Origin of the sequence: Vibrio rotiferianus (assembly GCF_002214395.1) — a bacterium.
Taxonomy (GTDB): Bacteria; Pseudomonadota; Gammaproteobacteria; order Enterobacterales; family Vibrionaceae; genus Vibrio; species Vibrio rotiferianus.
In genome coordinates, this window is sequence record NZ_CP018311.1 from 1,094,059 (window position 1) to 1,111,693 (window position 17,635).

Below are 17,635 nucleotides of genomic sequence, written 5' to 3' on the forward strand. Positions count from 1 at the left end.
TAGTCGTTTTTGGAAAACAGAAATATAACTCGTATGAATCTAATGAAATCAAGTATCGCTCTGTTGATCTCATCGGTTTTGATTCCCGTTCACGCGGAAAATCTTAACGATGCACAAGCAGTGCAGAGTAAAACAAACCAAGCGTCGGCAGTGAGCCAAAAGCGCATTGATGCAAGTGCAGAGAAGTCTTTGTCTCTAGAAGCTGAAATTGAGCAGCTACAAGAAGAAGTCAGCAACTTGAAGATTTATCGTGATCACCTGTCAAATCTTGTCGACAGTCAGAATGACGAAGTCGCAAGTTTGAATGAGCAAATTGAGCAGATCGCTCAGACTCGTCAAGGCGTAGTGCCTTTGATGTACCACATGCTCGATGGCCTTAAAACGATTGTGGCGAATGATAAACCTATCCGCAAAGCACAGCGTGAAGAGCGTATTGAAAAACTTGATGCCATGATGACCCGAGCTGACGTCGCGGATGCTGAAAAATTCCGTCGAATTCTAGAAGCGTACCAAATTGAAATGGACTACGGCACTAAGATCGGTGTTTACCAAGGTAAGATCGCTTTGGACAGCAACGACCAAGTTGAAGCCGATATTCTCTACTTAGGCCGTGTGTCACTTATTGCGCGCAGCCTGTCTGGTGAGCATTTCTGGAGTTGGTCTCAGCAACAAAAAGCATGGCAAGCCGTTGCTACGGAACAGAAAGCAGAACTCGATAACGCATTTGCTATGGCGAACAAACAGATAGCACCGAGCATGCTTACTTTGCCTGTGTCTCTAAACGTTGCGGAGGGCAAATAAATGATGAAGAAATGGCTATCAGTCGCATTGATTTCTAGCGCTGCGCTTCTACCGCACACCACATTTGCAAGCGATACTTTGCTGCAGAAAGCACAGCAAGAGAACCGCCAACAGCAGTCACACAACGTGGCTCGTGAGTCTGGCTTTAAGCAAACTCAACAAGAGCTGCAAGCAATGAAAAACAAGCTTGTAGCAGAGCGTGTAGCGTTACAGGCAGAAGCTGACACGCTTGGCGTGACGTTCAGTGAAAATGAAGCAGAGCTTGCACAGCTAGAAGAAAAACTGCGCCTTGAAACAGGCAGCTTAGGTGAGTTGTTTGGTGTGGTTCGCCAAAATGCAAAAGAACTGGAAGCAGAACTTAAGCACTCTGTTACTGGTGTAGACGCAAACTCTTACCAGCAAAATATCGCCGACATTGTTGCCGCTAAATCACTACCAACATTGCCACAGCTTCAAGCAATGTGGCGCAGTATGGAAGAGCAAGTCAAAGCAAGTGGCGAGATAGCGAACGTGTCCTTCTCATTGCTTGATGGTGAAGGGCGTGAGCAAACCGTTGATGGTGTCCGCCTTGGCTCAATGGCGCTGTTGAACGATGCGGGTTACGTAAAATGGAATGGTCAACGCGGTGATGCAGTTAGCTATCTCCGCCAACCAGAAAATGGTCCAACGGCAAGCAGCGTAAAGGCTGGTGAAATCGATGCCGTAGTGATTGACCCATCTCGTGGCATTCTACTTGAGCAATTAGCAAATTCACCAACCATGGCCGATCGCCTGAACGCAGGTGGTGTGGTTGGTAAGATCATTCTTGGCTTGTTAGTGATTGGTTTGATCATCGCGTTGGTTCGCGGTGTGTCACTAATGATTGCTCGTCAGAAAATCGCCAAACAGCTTAAGAATCCAGCTCAACCAGAAGATAACCCACTCGGTCGTATCTTAGCGGTTTACCACAAAGACAAGCACCGCAGTGTAGAAGCGCTTGAGCTTCGTCTACTAGAAGCTGTCGTGGATGAGCAAACGCACCTTGAGAAAGGCCTATCAATGCTGAAACTGCTTGCGGCTCTGGCGCCGATGCTTGGTCTACTGGGTACAGTAACAGGCATGATCGAAACGTTCCAAGTGATCACTCAGTTTGGTAACGGTGACCCGAAAGTGATGGCTGGTGGTATCTCAATGGCATTGGTGACCACTGTACTTGGTCTCGTTGCAGCAATGCCGCTGCTTCTGGCACACAACGTATTAAGCTCTCAAGCAGAGAACATTCGCAATATTCTTGAGAAGCAAGGCATTGGCCTTGTGGCAGAACAAGCTGAGCGTGATATGCCAAAAGGCCAAAAAGCACCGAATACAGTAGCGGAGAACGCAGCGTAATGGAGCAGATCCTACTCAACACATTGGGTTTGATCAGTGAGGATTGGGCCTCAACCTTGATGCGCTTTATGCAGCAAGGTGGCCAAATCCTATGGTGGTTGGCAGCCGTAGTTGCGGTGTGCTGGTTACTGGTTATGGAGCGTGTTCTTTACCTAACAATGGAATTTCCAAAGGTGAAGAAACAGCTTTGTGCGCAGTGGTTAGCAAGAGCCGATCATCACTCTTGGTACGCGCATCAAATCCGCGAAGGATGGATAGCTAAAGCGCACATTGAACTGCGTCAAAACCTATCAACGATTAAAGTCCTTGTGGCCATTTGTCCAATGCTAGGTCTATTAGGAACGGTAACAGGTATGATTACGGTTTTTGATGTGATGGCCACACAAGGTAGCAGCAATCCAAAATTGATGGCTTCTGGTATTTCACTTGCGACGTTGCCAACCATGGCAGGTATGGTCGCAGCACTTGCGGGCATGTTTGTGCATGCGCGCTTAAGTAAAGTGTGTGAACGCAAAGCCCTCCAGTTAGAACAATCTTTAAGGAGTCAGAAGTGAGACTCGGACGTAGAACCAATCGACAGGATGAAGCACAGATCGACTTAACCTCGATGCTGGATATTGTCTTCATCATGTTGATCTTCTTTATTGTGACTAGCTCATTTGTGCGTGAGTCTGGTGTAGAAGTGAATCGCCCTCAAGCATCGAATGTCGTTAGCCAAAAAGATGCGGGCATTTTTATTGCGGTAACTGCTGCAAATGATGTGTACATCGATAAACGTTTGGTGGATATCGAGCGTGTGGAAGCCACCATTGAGCACCTATTGCTTGAGCAGCCAGATGCATCTCTTGTGATTCAAGCTGATGAGCATGCTTACAATGGTACGGTTGTGAAAGTCATGGATGCGGCGAAGGGCGCTGGTGTGAAGAACATTGCTTTGGCGGCGGAGAAACCTTAATGAAAAGGCTATTACTCGCGCTACCAGCATCAGTTTTGATCGCGGTGAGCTTGTTTAGCTTTATGGCGTGGATGGTCGATAAGGGCAATCAACGTGCACCTAAACCTTCGGAGGCGGTGCGCTTTGATATGGTGATGGTAGAGAATGATGCTGATGTTCAACGTCGTCAACGCTCTGTACCTGAGCAGCCTGAACCACCAGAATCGCCAGAGCCGATGGACGTGTCTCAAGCGGAAACTCAAGTAGAGCCCATAAGCCAAGTCACGCCAATCAGCGCATTGGGTTTGAATACCGCACTGGATGGTATCGCGATCAGTGCGCCGAACTTAAAAGGCAGCATGGGCAACCAACAGGCGATAATGCTTTACAGCCCAGAGCCTCGTTACCCAAGTAAAGCGGTTAAGCGGAAGATCGAAGGCTACGTGACGATGCGCTTTACTATTGATGCGACAGGTCGTCCTAAAGACATTGAAGTGATAGATGCTAAACCTAAGAGAATGTTCGAGAAAGAAGCCATTCGTGCATTGAAAAAGTCGAAGTATCAGCCGAAGGTTGAAAATGGTGTAGCGGTCGAGCGCTTTGGGCAAACCAGAAGAGTGGAGTTCAAGTTAGCTAAATGATGAAGCAATTCTTAATCGGAGCGGTATTAAGCCTGAGCGCTTTTACCACTGTCGCGAATGAACTGAGTCAGTACACGGCGACTCGTGTTCAACGTGCTCACAACCTGGCGCAAGAAGAAAAGCTGCAAGAAGCCATTTCCACGCTCGAAGGTCTCGACTTATCTCGTGAGTATGATCAAGCGTTTGTTGCTCGCATGCTGGGTATTTTCTACTGGCAGAATGAGCAAGTTAAGCCTGCTATCAAACAATTGGAGGTCGCAGTAAATAGCGATCTTTTGAATGACGAGCAAGCTTGGCAAACACGGAAAATGTTAGCGGATATGCTGTTAAATGAGCAGCAGTTTTCTAAAGCTCTGCCTCACTACTACGACTTGAGCAAATCGGTGCCAAAGACTCAAAAAGCGCACGATATTTGGTTGCGCATCGCGCAGTCTCACTATCAGTTGAGTCAATGGAACAAAGTGCTCTCTGCAATGGCTCGTTATGAGAAATTGGGCCATCCAGATGAGATGGCGCCTCTGTCGATCAAATTGTCTGCAGAGCTTGAGCTGAAAAAGTGGAAACCTGCCATTGTTACGATTAAACGCCTGATTGCGATTGAGCCTGAGCGTGTGGAATGGTGGCGACAGCTTGTTGCTCTGTATTTACGTGTTGATGATGACAAGCGTGCACTGGATTCTCTCGCTCTTGCTAAATTACAAGGCGTCGCGTTGAACCAAGATGACTTAAGACTTCTTGCTCAGCTTTATGGCAAGCGTGGTATTCCAGAGCGAGCTGCACAAATATTAGGTGAGCTGAATGACATAAACTCAGACAGCAAACTGAAAGCACAACAAGCAACGTACTGGCAGATGGCCAAGGAATGGGATAAGTCGATTGCAAGTTGGCGCGTGGCTGCAAAGTTGGACCGTCAATATTACTGGAACTTGTCTCAACTGCTTGTTCAAGAAGGTCAATACAAAGACGCGCTAGTTGCCTTGGACGAGGTTTCTGGGCGTAAAGCTGATGTGGCATTAGTGAAGACTCGTGCTTACTATAAGCTGAAACGTCTAGAAGATGCGCTAGCGAATGCCAAGCGTGCGAACGAGATTGAGCCATCAACTCAAGCAGAGAGTTGGGTGAAATACTTGTCTCAACTGCGCAAAGCAAAAGCGAGCCAGAATAGCTAAGTCCAATTGTAAATAGGCACGTATTGGTGCTCGAAAGACCCGGGATAACTCTCGGGTCTTTTTGTTTGTAAACAGTGAATCTGGTTCGATCTGTTTTTAAATATCATAACGTTATATTACCTCCATTCAGCGTTAAGACTGGAACGTCAGTTTTTCTTATAAGGACAGTACTATGAATCTCGATTCAGCTATCTGGCTATGGGGCCCACTTATTCTAGCGATAGGTGCGGTGTTTTTTCGGCAAAAGGTGGTTGCTCTGGTTTTACTTGGACTCACTTTGCTGAGTGCTCTGTTTATCGGTCGGATAGAGCTCACCGCATTCGTAAGTACTTTGGTGGTTTTGGGTGTTGCGTATCGACTGCCCATGTTGGCGTCGAACCAAAAAACGAAGCCCGTTTATTATTTGGGCTGGAGTGTTGTGATCATTTGGTGTGTCATGCTCTTTGTGCATGTCATTCCGGGTTTCAATAATCTGCAAGTTCTTGACAAAGTGACGGCAGGTCCACTGAGCGCACCTTTCTCGATGTATCTGAATTTAGACAAGCCGCTGGCTCTCTTTGCTCTCTTTCTCGCTTATCCTTTTTTGCTGGGCGGAGAGGCTAAAGGCAGAGTAAAGCCTGCATTGCCGGTGATGATTCTGCTGCTTTCGCTGCTGCCTATTGCCGCTATGCTTGGTGCATTAAAGCCGGAGTTGAGTCTGCCATCATGGTGGTGGCTATTTGCGTTGAACAACCTAATACTCACTTGTGTGGCTGAAGAAGCGCTGTTCCGAGGGTTTGTACAGCAATCATTTTCGCGCCGTTTTGATTGGCGACTAGGTTTGGTCATCGCTAGCATCTTGTTCGGCCTGGCTCACTTTGCTGGTGGTCCTCTACTTATTGTATTCGCAACGTTGGCGGGACTGGGCTACGGACTGGTATTTCATTTCACTGGCCGTTTATGGTGCGCGGTGTTAGCCCATTTCTTATTTAACTTCTGCCATTTGGTGTTCTTCACTTATCCCATTTTAGCTCGATAAACTTCTCTTTATCTGCTCCCGTTGTTTTTAGCGGGAGCCTGACGTTTACTCTAAACGTAAACAATGTAAATTAAATGCCAATACGAATGATTATCACCTAAATTAAGCCCTCATTTATTGGTGATGATTGTTTCCTATGTTGCTCAAAAGCAAAGGTGTGCAAACTTGGGCACGCCGTCTGCACATTTACATTTCTATGGCTCTTTTATTGGTGACGCTGTTCTTTGCGTTAACTGGCATCACACTAAATCGCCCAGAACTGTTCGAGCGCAGTGAACCCATCATTCAGCAACACACGCTGACCATTCCAAATGCACAACTCTTTGCTAACGAGGGAAGTTTTCAACCTAATCGAGCAGCACTACTGAGTTTCCTCACCCAAGAAACAGACTTACGAGGCACGCCATCAGCACTTGATGTGTACACCGAGGTTGAGGACGGCGAGCTGCTCATTGGTGAGCTTTCTTTGGATTTCAAAGGCCCAGGTTACAACGCGACGGTATTCGTTGACATGACGACCGGTGAAGCTGAAGTAGAAACCACCAATTACGGCATTGTCGCACTATTAAACGATCTACATAAAGGTCGCAATAGCGGAGATGTTTGGAAGTGGTTTATTGACATCACGGCTTTGCTGATGGTCTTTTTTGTTTTGACTGGTGTGTGTCTGCTACTTCCAAAGAAAAAGACTTTTAGAACCTCAATGCAGTGGATGTCTTTTGGCACTGTGTTGTCACTTATTATTTATTTTGCTGCTGTGCCATAGCGGCCTATTCAGAGAAAACCCGATGTTAAACAAAGGTCGATTCTTTCGTCACAACTCCTTTTGCAAAGTAGCTTTGATTGCTGCCTTAGCACCTTTGCCTCTATTGGCTGCTCCTTTTCCTGATAACGCCAAAGTCGACTTTGAGTTTGAGTTACCAAAGATTGATACCTCGATGTATGCAAGACCTTATGTCGCAGTGTGGATCGAAGATGAAAAGCGTAAACCAGTCAAAACCATTCAACTTTGGGTCGGTAAAGATGAGTGGTTAAAAGACCTTCGTAGCTGGTGGCGCAAAGTGGGTCGCTATGATCGTGAACTCGTCGATGCTGTAACGTCAGCCACCCGTCCAGCGGGCCAATACCGATTCGTTTGGGATGGTACTAATGATGATGGCCAACGACTCAAACAAGGTAACTACACGCTGCACGTAGAAGTGGTACGTGAACACGGTGGCCGCAATTATTTACGTCAAAAAATGCAGTTAGCGGACAGTGAAGTGCGCTACCAAATAAAACCAACGGAAGAGACGGGTGTAATCACCGTCAATTACCAAGTTAAGTGATAGAGAAGGAATAATAATGAAAACCAAAATGAAAGCGGTGGCACTAGCAAGCGTAATGGCGATGGGTTTAGCTGCGGTGACAACGGCACAAGCGCACCCACGTTGGGTTCTACCTTCTCATTTCACTGTATCGAAAGAAGGTGGTGATTGGCTCACGTTCGATGTGACCGCATCTCACGGGACGTTTGTTTTTGATAAACCAGCAGGCAGTGAGCAAGCGTTTGTGATCATGCCGGATGGTCGTTCTGAGCGTCCTAACTTTGTTGTGCGTGGCAAACGCCGCTCGATGTTTGACTTCTATTTCGAAGAGGAAGGCACACACAAGGTCGCGATCAACAATCAACCTAGCTATTACACCCAATACAAAGCAGGCCGTCGTGACACGGTTAAATGGGCAAAAGCGAGTAAAGCTGACCGTGCGAGCGTTATTCCGGAAAAAGCGCGTGATGTGGTGACTCAGCTAAGCTACACCCGCGCAGAAAGCTACGTAACAGTGGGCATGCCAACAGAAAAAGCATTGGAAATTGAAGGCAAATTGCTTGAGATGAAGCCGCTTACGCACCCTTCAGACATCATTGAAGGTGAAGAAGTGATCTTCCAATTTTTCTTCAATGGAGAATCTCAACAAGGTGTGACTGCGGAAATTACTCGTGAAGGTACGCTTTACCGCAACCATCAAGAGCAAATCGATGTAGTGAGTGATAAAGACGGCAAAATTACGTTCACGCCGGAAGTGGCGGGCCGTTACCTAATGAAAGCCAACTACAAAGGTGAGCTGAAAAATGACCCACTAGCAGATAAAGCCAGTGCGAATGTTCACCTGACTTTTGAAACGCAACTTAACTAATCAAAGCTTGGCTCAGTGAAACACTGAGCCATTTTGGATACACCATGAAAAACCTTTCAATTCTTAAAGTCTCAGCTATTTTTGCTGGTTTTATTTCCTTTCAAGCAGCGGCGCATTTTCCATTGATGAGTTGCCATCTAGAACAAGAAAAAGTGATCTGCGAAGCGGGCTACTCTGATGGTTCAACTGCAGTGGATTACGATGTTGAGATGTACGATTACGATGACAACTTGATTGCCAAAGTAACTACAGACAAGCGTTCGATTGCTGAATTTACTCATCCTCAAACGGACTTCTACCTTGTCTTCGATGCTGGTCATGAAAACCCAGTAGAAGTGGATGTGGTTGAGTTAAAAGAGAAATGATTACGCAGAAAGTTCGCCCAGATAATGGCAGTCGTGAAGGCAAATGGGTTGCTCTGACCATTGCTGGCATTCTCGCTATATCAACGCTTTTGCTGCCTTATCATCAAACCGAGTCAGAACATACTGAAGCACTCGCACATCAAGTATTGATTACCGATCTTGAACAAGAAGAACTTGCCATGATTGCTGAGCTCAAACTTGCTCATGAGGAAATCCGTGATCTTCATATTGATGAAGGCCAATGGCCAGAAATCAGTGAGCTGGAAGAATTTTGGGTTGCTCCATTTGTTAAAGACCAAAGCTGGCAGCGCAAAGGCTCTCATCAGTGGCAAAAGCTGGATACGGGTCTTTACATTGGTGTGAGACAAGGTGAAAAGGGCTCGGCTTCGATGCTCCTAGATAGTCGTCATGAGCAAGCCGATATTTGGCTCTCTGCATCAGAGTCACTGGGGCAATTGAGTCACCTTATCCAGCAAGACGAGCGAAAGCAAAATGGCTGGTATCAGGTTGTCTTAATGCCTTCATCTACTGCTACGCATGCCCACTAAGTCGTTATGAACCATCAATATTGCGATCAACAAGCCATCACGTTCAATAAGTAACCATCAATATGATAACAACTATCAAGAAACGCGCCTTCTTACGTCGAATTCTAACGGCATGTACATTACTGGCCGTATCCACTTCAACCTTCGCAGAGAAGCTGAACATAGGTATTACCTTGCAGCCTTACTACAGCTATGTCAAAGCGGTGGTCGGAGATAAAGCGGAGATCATTCCTTTGGTCGATGCGGGCTTTAATCCTCATAACTACTTGCCGCAACCGAATGATCTTAAGCGTTTGAACCAAATGGATGTGATTGTCGTGAATGGGATTGGCCATGACGATTTTGCACTAAAAGTGATCCAAGCGGCTCAACGTGATGATCTAGTGGTGATAGAAGCAAACAAAGAAGTACCGCTGTTACCAGCAATGGGGCAATCAGTCGGCAAAGGCGCGGTGAATCCACATACGTTTGTTGGCCTATCGACTACGATTCAAAAGGTTTACACCATTGCGAGTGAGCTGAGCAAACTTGACCCTGAAAATGCTGCTTTTTACCGTAAAAATGCACGGAAGTACGCCAAAGCGTTTCGCCTTCTAAAGCGTGATGCCATGTTGTCACTTGGGCAGTTAGATACGGCGGGCATGAAGGTTGCGACCACGCACAATGCTTACGGTTATATTTTGCAGGAGTTCGGTGTCGATGTTGCAGCGGTGATTGAACCAGCACACGGTGTTGAGCCAAGTGCTAGCCAACTTCAAGAAACCATCGAGAAGATTCGTCAATCCGGTATTGACGTGCTGTTTTACGAACTCAATATGCCTAACCGCTTTGTCGATACGATCGAAGAAGCGACAGGTGTACAGCTTTACCGTTTTTCTCATATGACCCATGGCGAGTACGAAGCCAATAAGGTTGAAGTTGAAATGCGTGAAAACGTCGCAACGCTTATTGAAGCAATGAAGTTCGTCGCAAGCAAACACGCGCAGGAGAAAGCGTGATGCCAGGTCCTTTTATTTCTCTTAACGGGGTAGGCCTGAAATATGGTGACAACCTCATTCTGCAAGGTATTCAAACCCAGTTCGAGGCGGGACAATGCCACGTCATTATGGGCCCTAACGGTGGTGGTAAGACGTCCCTGTTGCGTTCAGTGTTGGGCCTAACGCCTTTTACGGGTGATATCTCGGTTCATTGGCCAGATCCAAAGCAGACGCAACAAGCAGGTAAAATTGGTTATGTGCCTCAAAAGGCTATGTTTGAAGCCAGTCTGCCACTTACAGTCATGGACTTTGTATTGCTGAATCAAACACGCGTTCCGCTGTTTTGGCGACGTAAGTCTAAGCAAACTCAACAAGCACTGGCTCAGTTAGAGCGTGTGGGGATGGCAGCGCGCAGTGACCGTCGCATGGGACAACTATCAGGTGGTGAACAACAGCGGGTATTGTTTGCTCAAGCTTTGCTAGACGACCCAAGTTTACTTGTCCTAGATGAGCCAACAACAGGCATGGATGAGCAAGGGGTTCGTTACCTAGAGGGTTTGATTCATGAAGTGGTCGCAGAAGGGAAGACGGTTCTTGCTGTACATCATGATGTGACAGCAGTGCGTCGTTTGGATGCCCAAGTTCATGTTGTGAATCGTCAAATTGTGGCCTCAGGGCACCACTCAGAAGTATTGAGTCCAGAACGCATCGAATCGCTGTTTAAGCACTACACTGCGAAAGTGGAGGCTGCATAATGGATTGGTTGAGAGAACTGGCTCTGCATGGCGTTGAAGCGGGTTGGCTAAGCGACAGTTTTGCTTATGCGTTTATGGTTAACGCGATTGTCGCTGCGTTAATTCTGGGGCCTTTGTTGGGCGGTTTGGGCACTTTAGTGATTGCTAAGCGTTTGGCGTTCTTTTCTGAAGCCGTCGGTCACGCAGCTCTGACTGGTATTGCGATTGGTGTGTTGCTGGGCGAGCCACCAGAAAATCCATTTATTGGACTGTTTAGTTTCTGCATGATCTTCGCTTTATTGCTGCATTTCGTGCGAAATCGAACCAATGTTCCATACGATACACTCGTCGGGGTATTCCTCGCGCTGGCTTTGGCAGTTGGTGCTGCCTTGCTGATGTATGTGGCACGAAAAATCAATATCCACATGTTAGAGAACGTTCTGTTTGGCTCAATCCTGACGGTGACAGACAGAGATATTACGATTTTGGCGGTGAGTTGCTTGATCATTTTATTACTGCTGATCCCGACATTTAACCGCATTTTGTTGACTTGCATCAGCCCAGATATTGCTCGTGTTCGAGGCTTTAACACCAGCTTCTACGACTACCTATTCGTTATGATGATCACGCTTGTCACCATTGCAGCAGTGAAGATCATTGGTGCCGTGTTAGTGGGTGCGTTGCTACTTATCCCAGGGGCTACAGCACGTCTACTCACTAAGCGAATGGGTAGCTTTGTGTTGCTCTCGTCCTTACTCGCAACCATCGCGTGCTTGGTGGGGACGGTCTTACCGATGGAGTTGGAACTTCCGGTGCCATCTGGCGCTTCGATCATTATCGTTTCTGCCATTTTCTTCTTAACCGCAACGATGTACCGCATCGTACGTAAAGCCTAGTCAGGTATCTAAATATGAATACGAAAAAGCTAATCATCGGGTTGGGCATAATAGCAGCGAGTGCATATACGCCACTTACTGTTGCTAAAGACATTCTCACCAGTACCCCTGTCACTTACATGCTGTCACAGCAGTTGATGCAAGGCACAGGCATTGAAACCAGTTACTTACCACCTAAGCGATATGGTATTGAGCGTTTAGTTAACTGGTTTGGGAGCAAGGGTCAGCAACAAGTGATTAAAGCGGGACAGGATGCAACGGTGGCGATCACGTTGGGGGCTATTTGGCATCAAGATCCTACCTTTGTTTACGCTCGTCAGGGGAATGTTCGCCTAATTGAGATTGATGCTTCCCAAGCTATTTCTCCAAGGGCGCAAGGGGTTGCGGCGTTGAAACTAGAAAACGGCGAAACGTCTAAATTTGCCTGGATGAACCCGACCAACTTGATTCGGATGGCTGCGATTGTCGGTGAGGATCTGCAAAAAATATACCCTCAATATCAAGAGCGAATTGAGAAGAACCAACAAGCATTGATGTTGAATGTACGAGAGCTTATTAATCAACAACAAGAAGTCATTTTCGGAAAAGAGATCGATTCGGTGGTATTGTTGGGAAAATCGTTAGAAGATTTCGCATCAGGTAATCAATTGTTTGTTGTCGATCGTCAATTCAAACCTGAATTGGAATGGACTGACAAAGAGAAACTATCTTTAAAAGCTCAATTTGAGGAAGATAAAACTCTGTGGTTGATCACAGATAAGCGTCCGTCAAAAACACTGATTTCATTAGTATCACAGGATCGCATACTGCAAATTGACGTTATTGACCGTTGGGGAAGCGAAGGTATCAAAACTGAGAAGCCACTCGCACGCTGGCAGTTGTAACACGCAAAACTCCACACAAATTATGAAGGGAACTGAAAAGTTCCCTTTTTTTATGTGATCTTGCTTAAGAATTAACCACAAATACCACCAATTGCATAAGAAAGCATTTGTTTCATTTATGTTTCATTACTACTTTGTTATCTGTTCGTTGCGATCTGGTTGCTGATTTTGCTGTCGGGACGAACCAGTACAAACAACTATACGGATGTTAACAATGAAAATGAAAACTCTAGCCGTTGCAGTGGCGGCACTAGCATGTGGTTCTCAAGCTTTCGCAGCAGAAGTTTACAACAGCGATGGCACATCAATGTCGATTGGTGGTCACTTTACCACTGATATTGGTGATAACGGCGACAATGTAGAAGTCGGAGAAGTATCTCCTCGTATCAATATTGTCGGTAAACAAGATTTGGGGAATGGCCTAACTGTAGAAGCAAAAGGAGAATGGCAAACCAACCTTGTTGACGGTGGTGATACAACATTTTCAACCCGTTTAGGTTACTTAGCTTTACACAGCGAAATGGGTAAAGTGACCGTAGGCACGCAATGGTCTCCTTACTACAGTGTTGCAAGTTTAACGGATATCCCAATTAAATATGCAAACGATTTTCTTTACGATGGCGGTCGTTCGGGTTCATGGCGTTCGATTGGTACGGGCCGTGCAAACAAAATGCTAAGTTATTCAAACAACTTCGATTTTGGTAATGATATGTCGTTGTACTTTGGCGTTGGTTGGCAAGGTGAAACTAAAGCTGGAGGTTCTCAGTTTGATGATCGTGGCCAGATTGCAGCAAGTTTAAGCTTCTCAGATTTCAATGTCGGTCTTGCATATACAGGTGGTGATGTTGATTCGGAAAAACTAACCTCGACAGCTATTGCTGCAAGCTATGGTTCTTATGGCAAAGGTATTTATGTGGCGGGTGTATATGGTTTGAACGAGAACTTGTATGGTATGACGGACTCAGATCAAATCTCAGGTCTTCTAGCATATGGTCTAGATAATGGCCTTAACTTTATCCTTTACTATGAAAATGTTGATCGCGATGACAATGTGTTAAACCCTAACCGCGATGTTTTAGCTCCTCAAGTCGAGTACTCTGTGACTTCGAAGCTGAAAACTTTCGCTGGTTTTAGAACGCACATGGGCGACGATAAATCTGATGACGAATGGTCACTTGGTGCTCGTTACTACTTCTAACCAATAGGACAGTTTCTACTGCCTAAACACATTTATTGTGTTAACGCCTACTCGTTGTGAGTAGGCGTTTTTCTTTCTGTTAAGCTCGAAAGGATGACATAGCTTGTGTTTGGATTAAAAATGCCCGCATTAAGCGGGCATTGAATTTTGTGAGTACTGCTATTTACGCTGGTACTATTTCGTTTCTAGTAAATCTAAGAAGAATGCGTATTCTAATGCGTCTTCTTTCAATCGCTTAAATCGACCAGATGCGCCACCATGACCTGCTTCCATATCAGTTTTGAACAGCAGTACATTGTCATCGGTCTTCATTTCACGAAGTTTAGCGATCCACTTCATCGGCTCAAAGTATTGCACCTGTGAGTCATGCAAACCTGTTGTCACCAACATGTTCGGGTACTTCTGAGCTTTCACATTATCGTATGGTGAGTAGCTCAGCATGTAATCGTAGTAGGTTTTGTCGTTCGGGTTACCCCATTCATCGTATTCGTTGGTGGTGAGAGGAATCGACTCATCCAGCATAGTTGTTACAACGTCGACAAAAGGCACATGCGCACCAATACCACGGTAAAGCTCTGGTGCTTGGTTGATGATGGCGCCCATCAGTAGACCGCCCGCAGAGCCACCAACCGCAAATACTTTATCTTCTGCCCCGTAGCCTTCTTCTACAAGTCCCTTAGTCACATCGATGAAGTCATTGAAGGTATTCTGCTTCGTTAGCTTTTTACCATCTTCATACCAAGGACGGCCAAGCATTTCTGAGCCACGAATATGAGCGATTGCGTACACGAAACCGCGATCAAGTAGGCTCAGGCGAGTTGAGCGGAACGTTGGCTCGATGGTGGAACCGTAAGAGCCGTAACCGTATTGGTAGATTGGGTTGGTGCCGTCTTTCTTAAAGAGGTCTTTGCGGTAAACCAATGAGACTGGCACTTGCTTACCATCACGAGCAGTAACCATGATACGCTCTGATTGATAGTTATCGGCATCAAAATCACCCAGTACTGGCGTTTGCTTCATGATTTCAGATTCACCAGAGTTCAGGTCGAAATCATAGTAAGTTCCCGGTGTGGTCAAGCTGCTGTAATAGATGCGAACTTTTGAGTTATCTAATTCATAGTTGCCTGTTAGGTAAGCCGCAAACGCGCTGTCATTAAATTCAAGTGGGAACTCTTCGCCCGTCGATAGTTGGCGAACCTTAACGGTAGATAAACCGTTTGCGCGTTGCTCGTAGACAAGGTGGTCGTCGAACAAGTCGAAATCGACAAGCTGAGTGTTATCGTCGGCAGCAATGACATCAACCCATTTAGAGCGGTCGTGCATCTCTTCCGTTTTTACTTTCATCAAGCGGAAATTTACGGCTTGGTAGTTAGTGTAGATGTAATACCAATCACCTAGTTTAGCGATGCTGTATTCAATGCCAGTCTCTCTAGGATAGAAAGCTTCGGCTTTAGCGTTCGGATTGTTGGCATCAATCACAGAAACGCCACTTGTCTCTGTACTTGAGTGCCAAATGTAAACTTGCTGACCGTCTTTACTCTTACTTAAGAAGGTGTAGTAAGCGCTGTCGGTTTCTTCGTAGATTAGCTCATCGCTAGTCTGAGGAGTGCCCAATACATGGCGATAAACTTGATAACCCAACAGTGTTTGAGGGTCTTTTTTGATGTAGTAGAAGGCTTGGTTATCGTTTTGCCACGCAATTGCACTTGATGCGCCTTCAATCTCATCTTTTAGATATTTGCCTGTCGTGAGGTCTTTGATCTTGATGGTGTAAATACGGCGACTCAGTGTGTCTTCACCGTAGGCCAGCATGTTTTCATTTGGGCTTACGTATAGGCCGCCAATACTGAAGAACTCATGCTCTTTTGCCAGTTCGTTAACATCCAAGATGACTTGCTTATCTGTACCAGCAAAGTCTTTTGCACGCAGATGTACTTCGTATTCGTTGTCGCCCGTCACTTCATTTGAGTAGTAGTAACTTCCTTTACGAACTGGAACCGAATTGTCATCTTTCGCAATGCGACCTTTGATCTCTTCAAATAGCTGTTCTTGTAGTGCTTCGGTGTGTTTCAGTACGGTTTCAGCGTACTGATTCTCTTGCTCAAGGTGTTGCAAGATTTCTGGATCTTGGCGTTCATCATCACGCATCCAGTAGTAGTTATCGACTCGTGTATCACCATGAATATTCATTGCATGAGGGACTTTTTTAGCAACGGGTGCTTGGGTTTGTTGAGCAACGAGTTGCGATTGGGAGTAATGGTTCATGGTTGGTAATCCTTGATTGCTGCATCCGGTGACTAGCGCGACCGATACGGCCAACGTGGTTAAAGTGAAACGCATCTATGTGTCCTTTTTGTGTACTCTTCTCGTGTCGCTTTGCCATTCATTTATAGTGTGAGTAAAAGTACGTTTGTGTTCTTCCAGTGAATATTTTTATATCGAATGGCCAACGAATAATTTTTGTATAAGCAATTGTTCTTTTTAGCAAAGATTAGGTGGGATGTTAAATGCAATTGCTGATGGATGGGATCCAAAGGACAAGATATATACAACAAAAAAAGGAACACACTTTTCAGCATGTCCCTTCTCTTTATTGTGGGGAGGATGAGACCTCGATTCTAAATCGCCAAAGGCATTTCGTTGGAATGGTCGTGCTTGCGATTAACCCAACGTAGACCAAGCATAGCGATGATCGACATTGCCATCATCAAACAACCAAGTGGCATTTGATCTTGTGCTGGGAAGAAAGAAGCCAATAGCGTCGCGATACCCGCACCTAGGTTCTGCATGCCACCCAAAATCGCACCGCCCGTACCGGCATGGTATGGGAATGGTGAAAGTGCACCAGTTGTTGCTGCTGGGAACAAAATGCCAGCACCCAAGAAGTAGATGGTTGCACCACCAATCAGGGTCAATGCCGTTGTTAGACCAAACAGACCTGGAATTAACACGACTGCAGAGCCAACTAAGATAGCCACTAGACCTACATTCAGGGCTCGGCGCTCAGAGCGACGTTGTGCTATGTAGCTAGATAAGCCTGCGCCAACTAGGTAACCCGGAATCGGCAAGACAAACAGCAAGCTTACTGTGGTTGCTGGTAAACCAAGTACACCACCCAGTAGTACACCTGCTGCCGCTTCAAATACTGCAACGCCTGCGAAGGTAGCAACCAACACCAATAAGAAACCTTGGAAGCGTTTGTCTGAAAGTACGAACTTGTAGCTCTGCGCAACAGATTCATGTTTGCGACGCTCTTTCGGCAAAGTTTCCATCATGCTTGTCATCATGGTGATCACTACCGCGATACCAAATAGTGCTAGGAACAGGTAACTTGAACGCCAACCGAAAGCTTCTGTTAGGTAGCCGCCCAATACCGGCGCGATCAATGGTGAGAAAATCACACACATGCTGATCAAGCTGTTTGCACGGTGCAGTTCTGCGCCTTCAAAGCAGTCACGAGTCAATGTACGAGACATTGCACCACCACAGCCGATACCTAAACCTTGGATAAAGCTACCTGCTAGGAACCATTCGTACTCATGAGCGAACAACGCCACCAAGGTACCAAGAATGTAGATGATCAAGCCTGCAACGATGATTGGTTTGCGACCAAGACGATCAGAAAGCGTACCGTACACAAATTGTGATAAACCGTAAGGGATCAGGTAACAAGCCATCACAGCTTGAAGTGAAGACGCTGATACCAAGAACTCACCCGCCATATGACCGATAGAAGGCACGTACATCGTTTGAGTCATTTGACCTACGGCAGTCAGAATTGCGATTAAAAAGGTAAGTTTCGCTAATGGAAACGAGGCAGACATTTGCGTATCTCTCCAGAAATTTAAGACGTAAAAAGCCTTAGCGCTCCATATAGGAGAGCCAAATAAACAAAGTAATTAGGGAATCTAGGCGCGAGATATTAGA

Annotated in this window: 19 protein-coding genes; 17 read left to right on the forward strand and 2 right to left on the reverse strand. The window is 46.0% G+C overall.

What is annotated here, in order from left to right; all coding sequences use genetic code 11:
* Positions 1 to 33: 33 nt before the first annotated feature.
* The 17 genes from BSZ04_RS05165 (at position 34) to BSZ04_RS05245 (ending at position 13,708) form a co-directional block, all read left to right on the forward strand.
* Entirely contained in the window at positions 34 to 801 is a 768-nt protein-coding gene (locus tag BSZ04_RS05165; protein ID WP_045387235.1) for a DUF3450 domain-containing protein, read from the forward strand.
* Positions 802 to 2,169, forward strand: coding sequence for a MotA/TolQ/ExbB proton channel family protein (locus BSZ04_RS05170; protein WP_088879744.1), 1,368 nt, complete (start codon positions 802 to 804; stop codon positions 2,167 to 2,169).
* A complete protein-coding gene (locus BSZ04_RS05175) occupies positions 2,169 to 2,723 on the forward strand; it encodes a MotA/TolQ/ExbB proton channel family protein (RefSeq protein ID WP_071235250.1) in 555 nt (184 codons plus the stop codon). Before BSZ04_RS05170 ends, BSZ04_RS05175 begins: the two co-directional genes overlap by 1 nt.
* Entirely contained in the window at positions 2,720 to 3,124 is a 405-nt protein-coding gene (locus BSZ04_RS05180; RefSeq protein ID WP_005432634.1) for an ExbD/TolR family protein, read from the forward strand. Before BSZ04_RS05175 ends, BSZ04_RS05180 begins: the two co-directional genes overlap by 4 nt.
* A complete protein-coding gene (locus tag BSZ04_RS05185; RefSeq protein WP_045387226.1) occupies positions 3,124 to 3,744 on the forward strand; it encodes an energy transducer TonB in 621 nt (206 codons plus the stop codon). The genes BSZ04_RS05180 and BSZ04_RS05185 overlap by 1 nt, the downstream gene beginning before the upstream one ends.
* Entirely contained in the window at positions 3,741 to 4,913 is a 1,173-nt protein-coding gene (locus BSZ04_RS05190; RefSeq protein ID WP_088879745.1) for a tetratricopeptide repeat protein, read from the forward strand. Before BSZ04_RS05185 ends, BSZ04_RS05190 begins: the two co-directional genes overlap by 4 nt.
* Before the next feature lie 172 nt (positions 4,914 to 5,085).
* Positions 5,086 to 5,931 carry a CPBP family intramembrane glutamic endopeptidase gene (locus BSZ04_RS05195; protein WP_088879746.1) on the forward strand — a complete coding sequence of 282 codons (846 nt, stop codon included), beginning with the start codon at positions 5,086 to 5,088 and terminating at the stop codon, positions 5,929 to 5,931.
* 136 nt (positions 5,932 to 6,067) lie between these two features.
* Positions 6,068 to 6,697, forward strand: a complete 630-nt coding sequence (locus tag BSZ04_RS05200; protein ID WP_088879747.1) for a PepSY-associated TM helix domain-containing protein — start codon at positions 6,068 to 6,070, stop codon at positions 6,695 to 6,697.
* A gap of 22 nt (positions 6,698 to 6,719) precedes the next feature.
* Positions 6,720 to 7,259 (forward strand): DUF2271 domain-containing protein, encoded by a 540-nt coding sequence (locus BSZ04_RS05205; RefSeq protein ID WP_038890581.1) that lies wholly within the window; start codon positions 6,720 to 6,722, stop codon positions 7,257 to 7,259.
* Between the two features lie 16 nt (positions 7,260 to 7,275).
* Positions 7,276 to 8,106: a DUF4198 domain-containing protein gene (locus BSZ04_RS05210; protein ID WP_088879748.1), complete on the forward strand. Its 831-nt coding sequence runs from the start codon at positions 7,276 to 7,278 to the stop codon at positions 8,104 to 8,106.
* A gap of 44 nt (positions 8,107 to 8,150) precedes the next feature.
* Positions 8,151 to 8,471, forward strand: a complete 321-nt coding sequence (locus BSZ04_RS05215; protein ID WP_005432620.1) for a hypothetical protein — start codon at positions 8,151 to 8,153, stop codon at positions 8,469 to 8,471.
* Positions 8,468 to 9,019, forward strand: a complete 552-nt coding sequence (locus tag BSZ04_RS05220) for a DUF6162 family protein (protein WP_088879749.1) — start codon at positions 8,468 to 8,470, stop codon at positions 9,017 to 9,019. Before BSZ04_RS05215 ends, BSZ04_RS05220 begins: the two co-directional genes overlap by 4 nt.
* Before the next feature lie 62 nt (positions 9,020 to 9,081).
* Positions 9,082 to 10,017: a metal ABC transporter solute-binding protein, Zn/Mn family gene (locus tag BSZ04_RS05225; protein ID WP_050909151.1), complete on the forward strand. Its 936-nt coding sequence runs from the start codon at positions 9,082 to 9,084 to the stop codon at positions 10,015 to 10,017.
* Complete coding sequence (locus BSZ04_RS05230; protein WP_088879750.1) at positions 10,017 to 10,751, forward strand: metal ABC transporter ATP-binding protein; 735 nt, start codon at positions 10,017 to 10,019, stop codon at positions 10,749 to 10,751. The genes BSZ04_RS05225 and BSZ04_RS05230 overlap by 1 nt, the downstream gene beginning before the upstream one ends.
* Entirely contained in the window at positions 10,751 to 11,626 is an 876-nt protein-coding gene (locus BSZ04_RS05235; protein ID WP_005432612.1) for a metal ABC transporter permease, read from the forward strand. Before BSZ04_RS05230 ends, BSZ04_RS05235 begins: the two co-directional genes overlap by 1 nt.
* Positions 11,627 to 11,640: 14 nt before the next feature.
* A complete protein-coding gene (locus BSZ04_RS05240; protein WP_088879751.1) occupies positions 11,641 to 12,510 on the forward strand; it encodes a metal ABC transporter substrate-binding protein in 870 nt (289 codons plus the stop codon).
* 214 nt (positions 12,511 to 12,724) lie between these two features.
* Positions 12,725 to 13,708 (forward strand): porin, encoded by a 984-nt coding sequence (locus BSZ04_RS05245; protein ID WP_010453269.1) that lies wholly within the window; start codon positions 12,725 to 12,727, stop codon positions 13,706 to 13,708.
* Positions 13,709 to 13,882: 174 nt separating this feature from the next.
* Here the strand turns inward: BSZ04_RS05245 and BSZ04_RS05250 are convergent, their stop codons facing one another.
* Complete coding sequence (locus BSZ04_RS05250; RefSeq protein WP_088879752.1) at positions 13,883 to 16,048, reverse strand: S9 family peptidase; 2,166 nt, start codon at positions 16,046 to 16,048, stop codon at positions 13,883 to 13,885.
* Positions 16,049 to 16,326: 278 nt separating this feature from the next.
* Positions 16,327 to 17,532: a multidrug efflux MFS transporter EmrD gene (gene emrD, locus BSZ04_RS05255; protein WP_088879753.1), complete on the reverse strand. Its 1,206-nt coding sequence runs from the start codon at positions 17,530 to 17,532 to the stop codon at positions 16,327 to 16,329.
* Between the last annotated feature and the right edge of the window lie 103 nt (positions 17,533 to 17,635).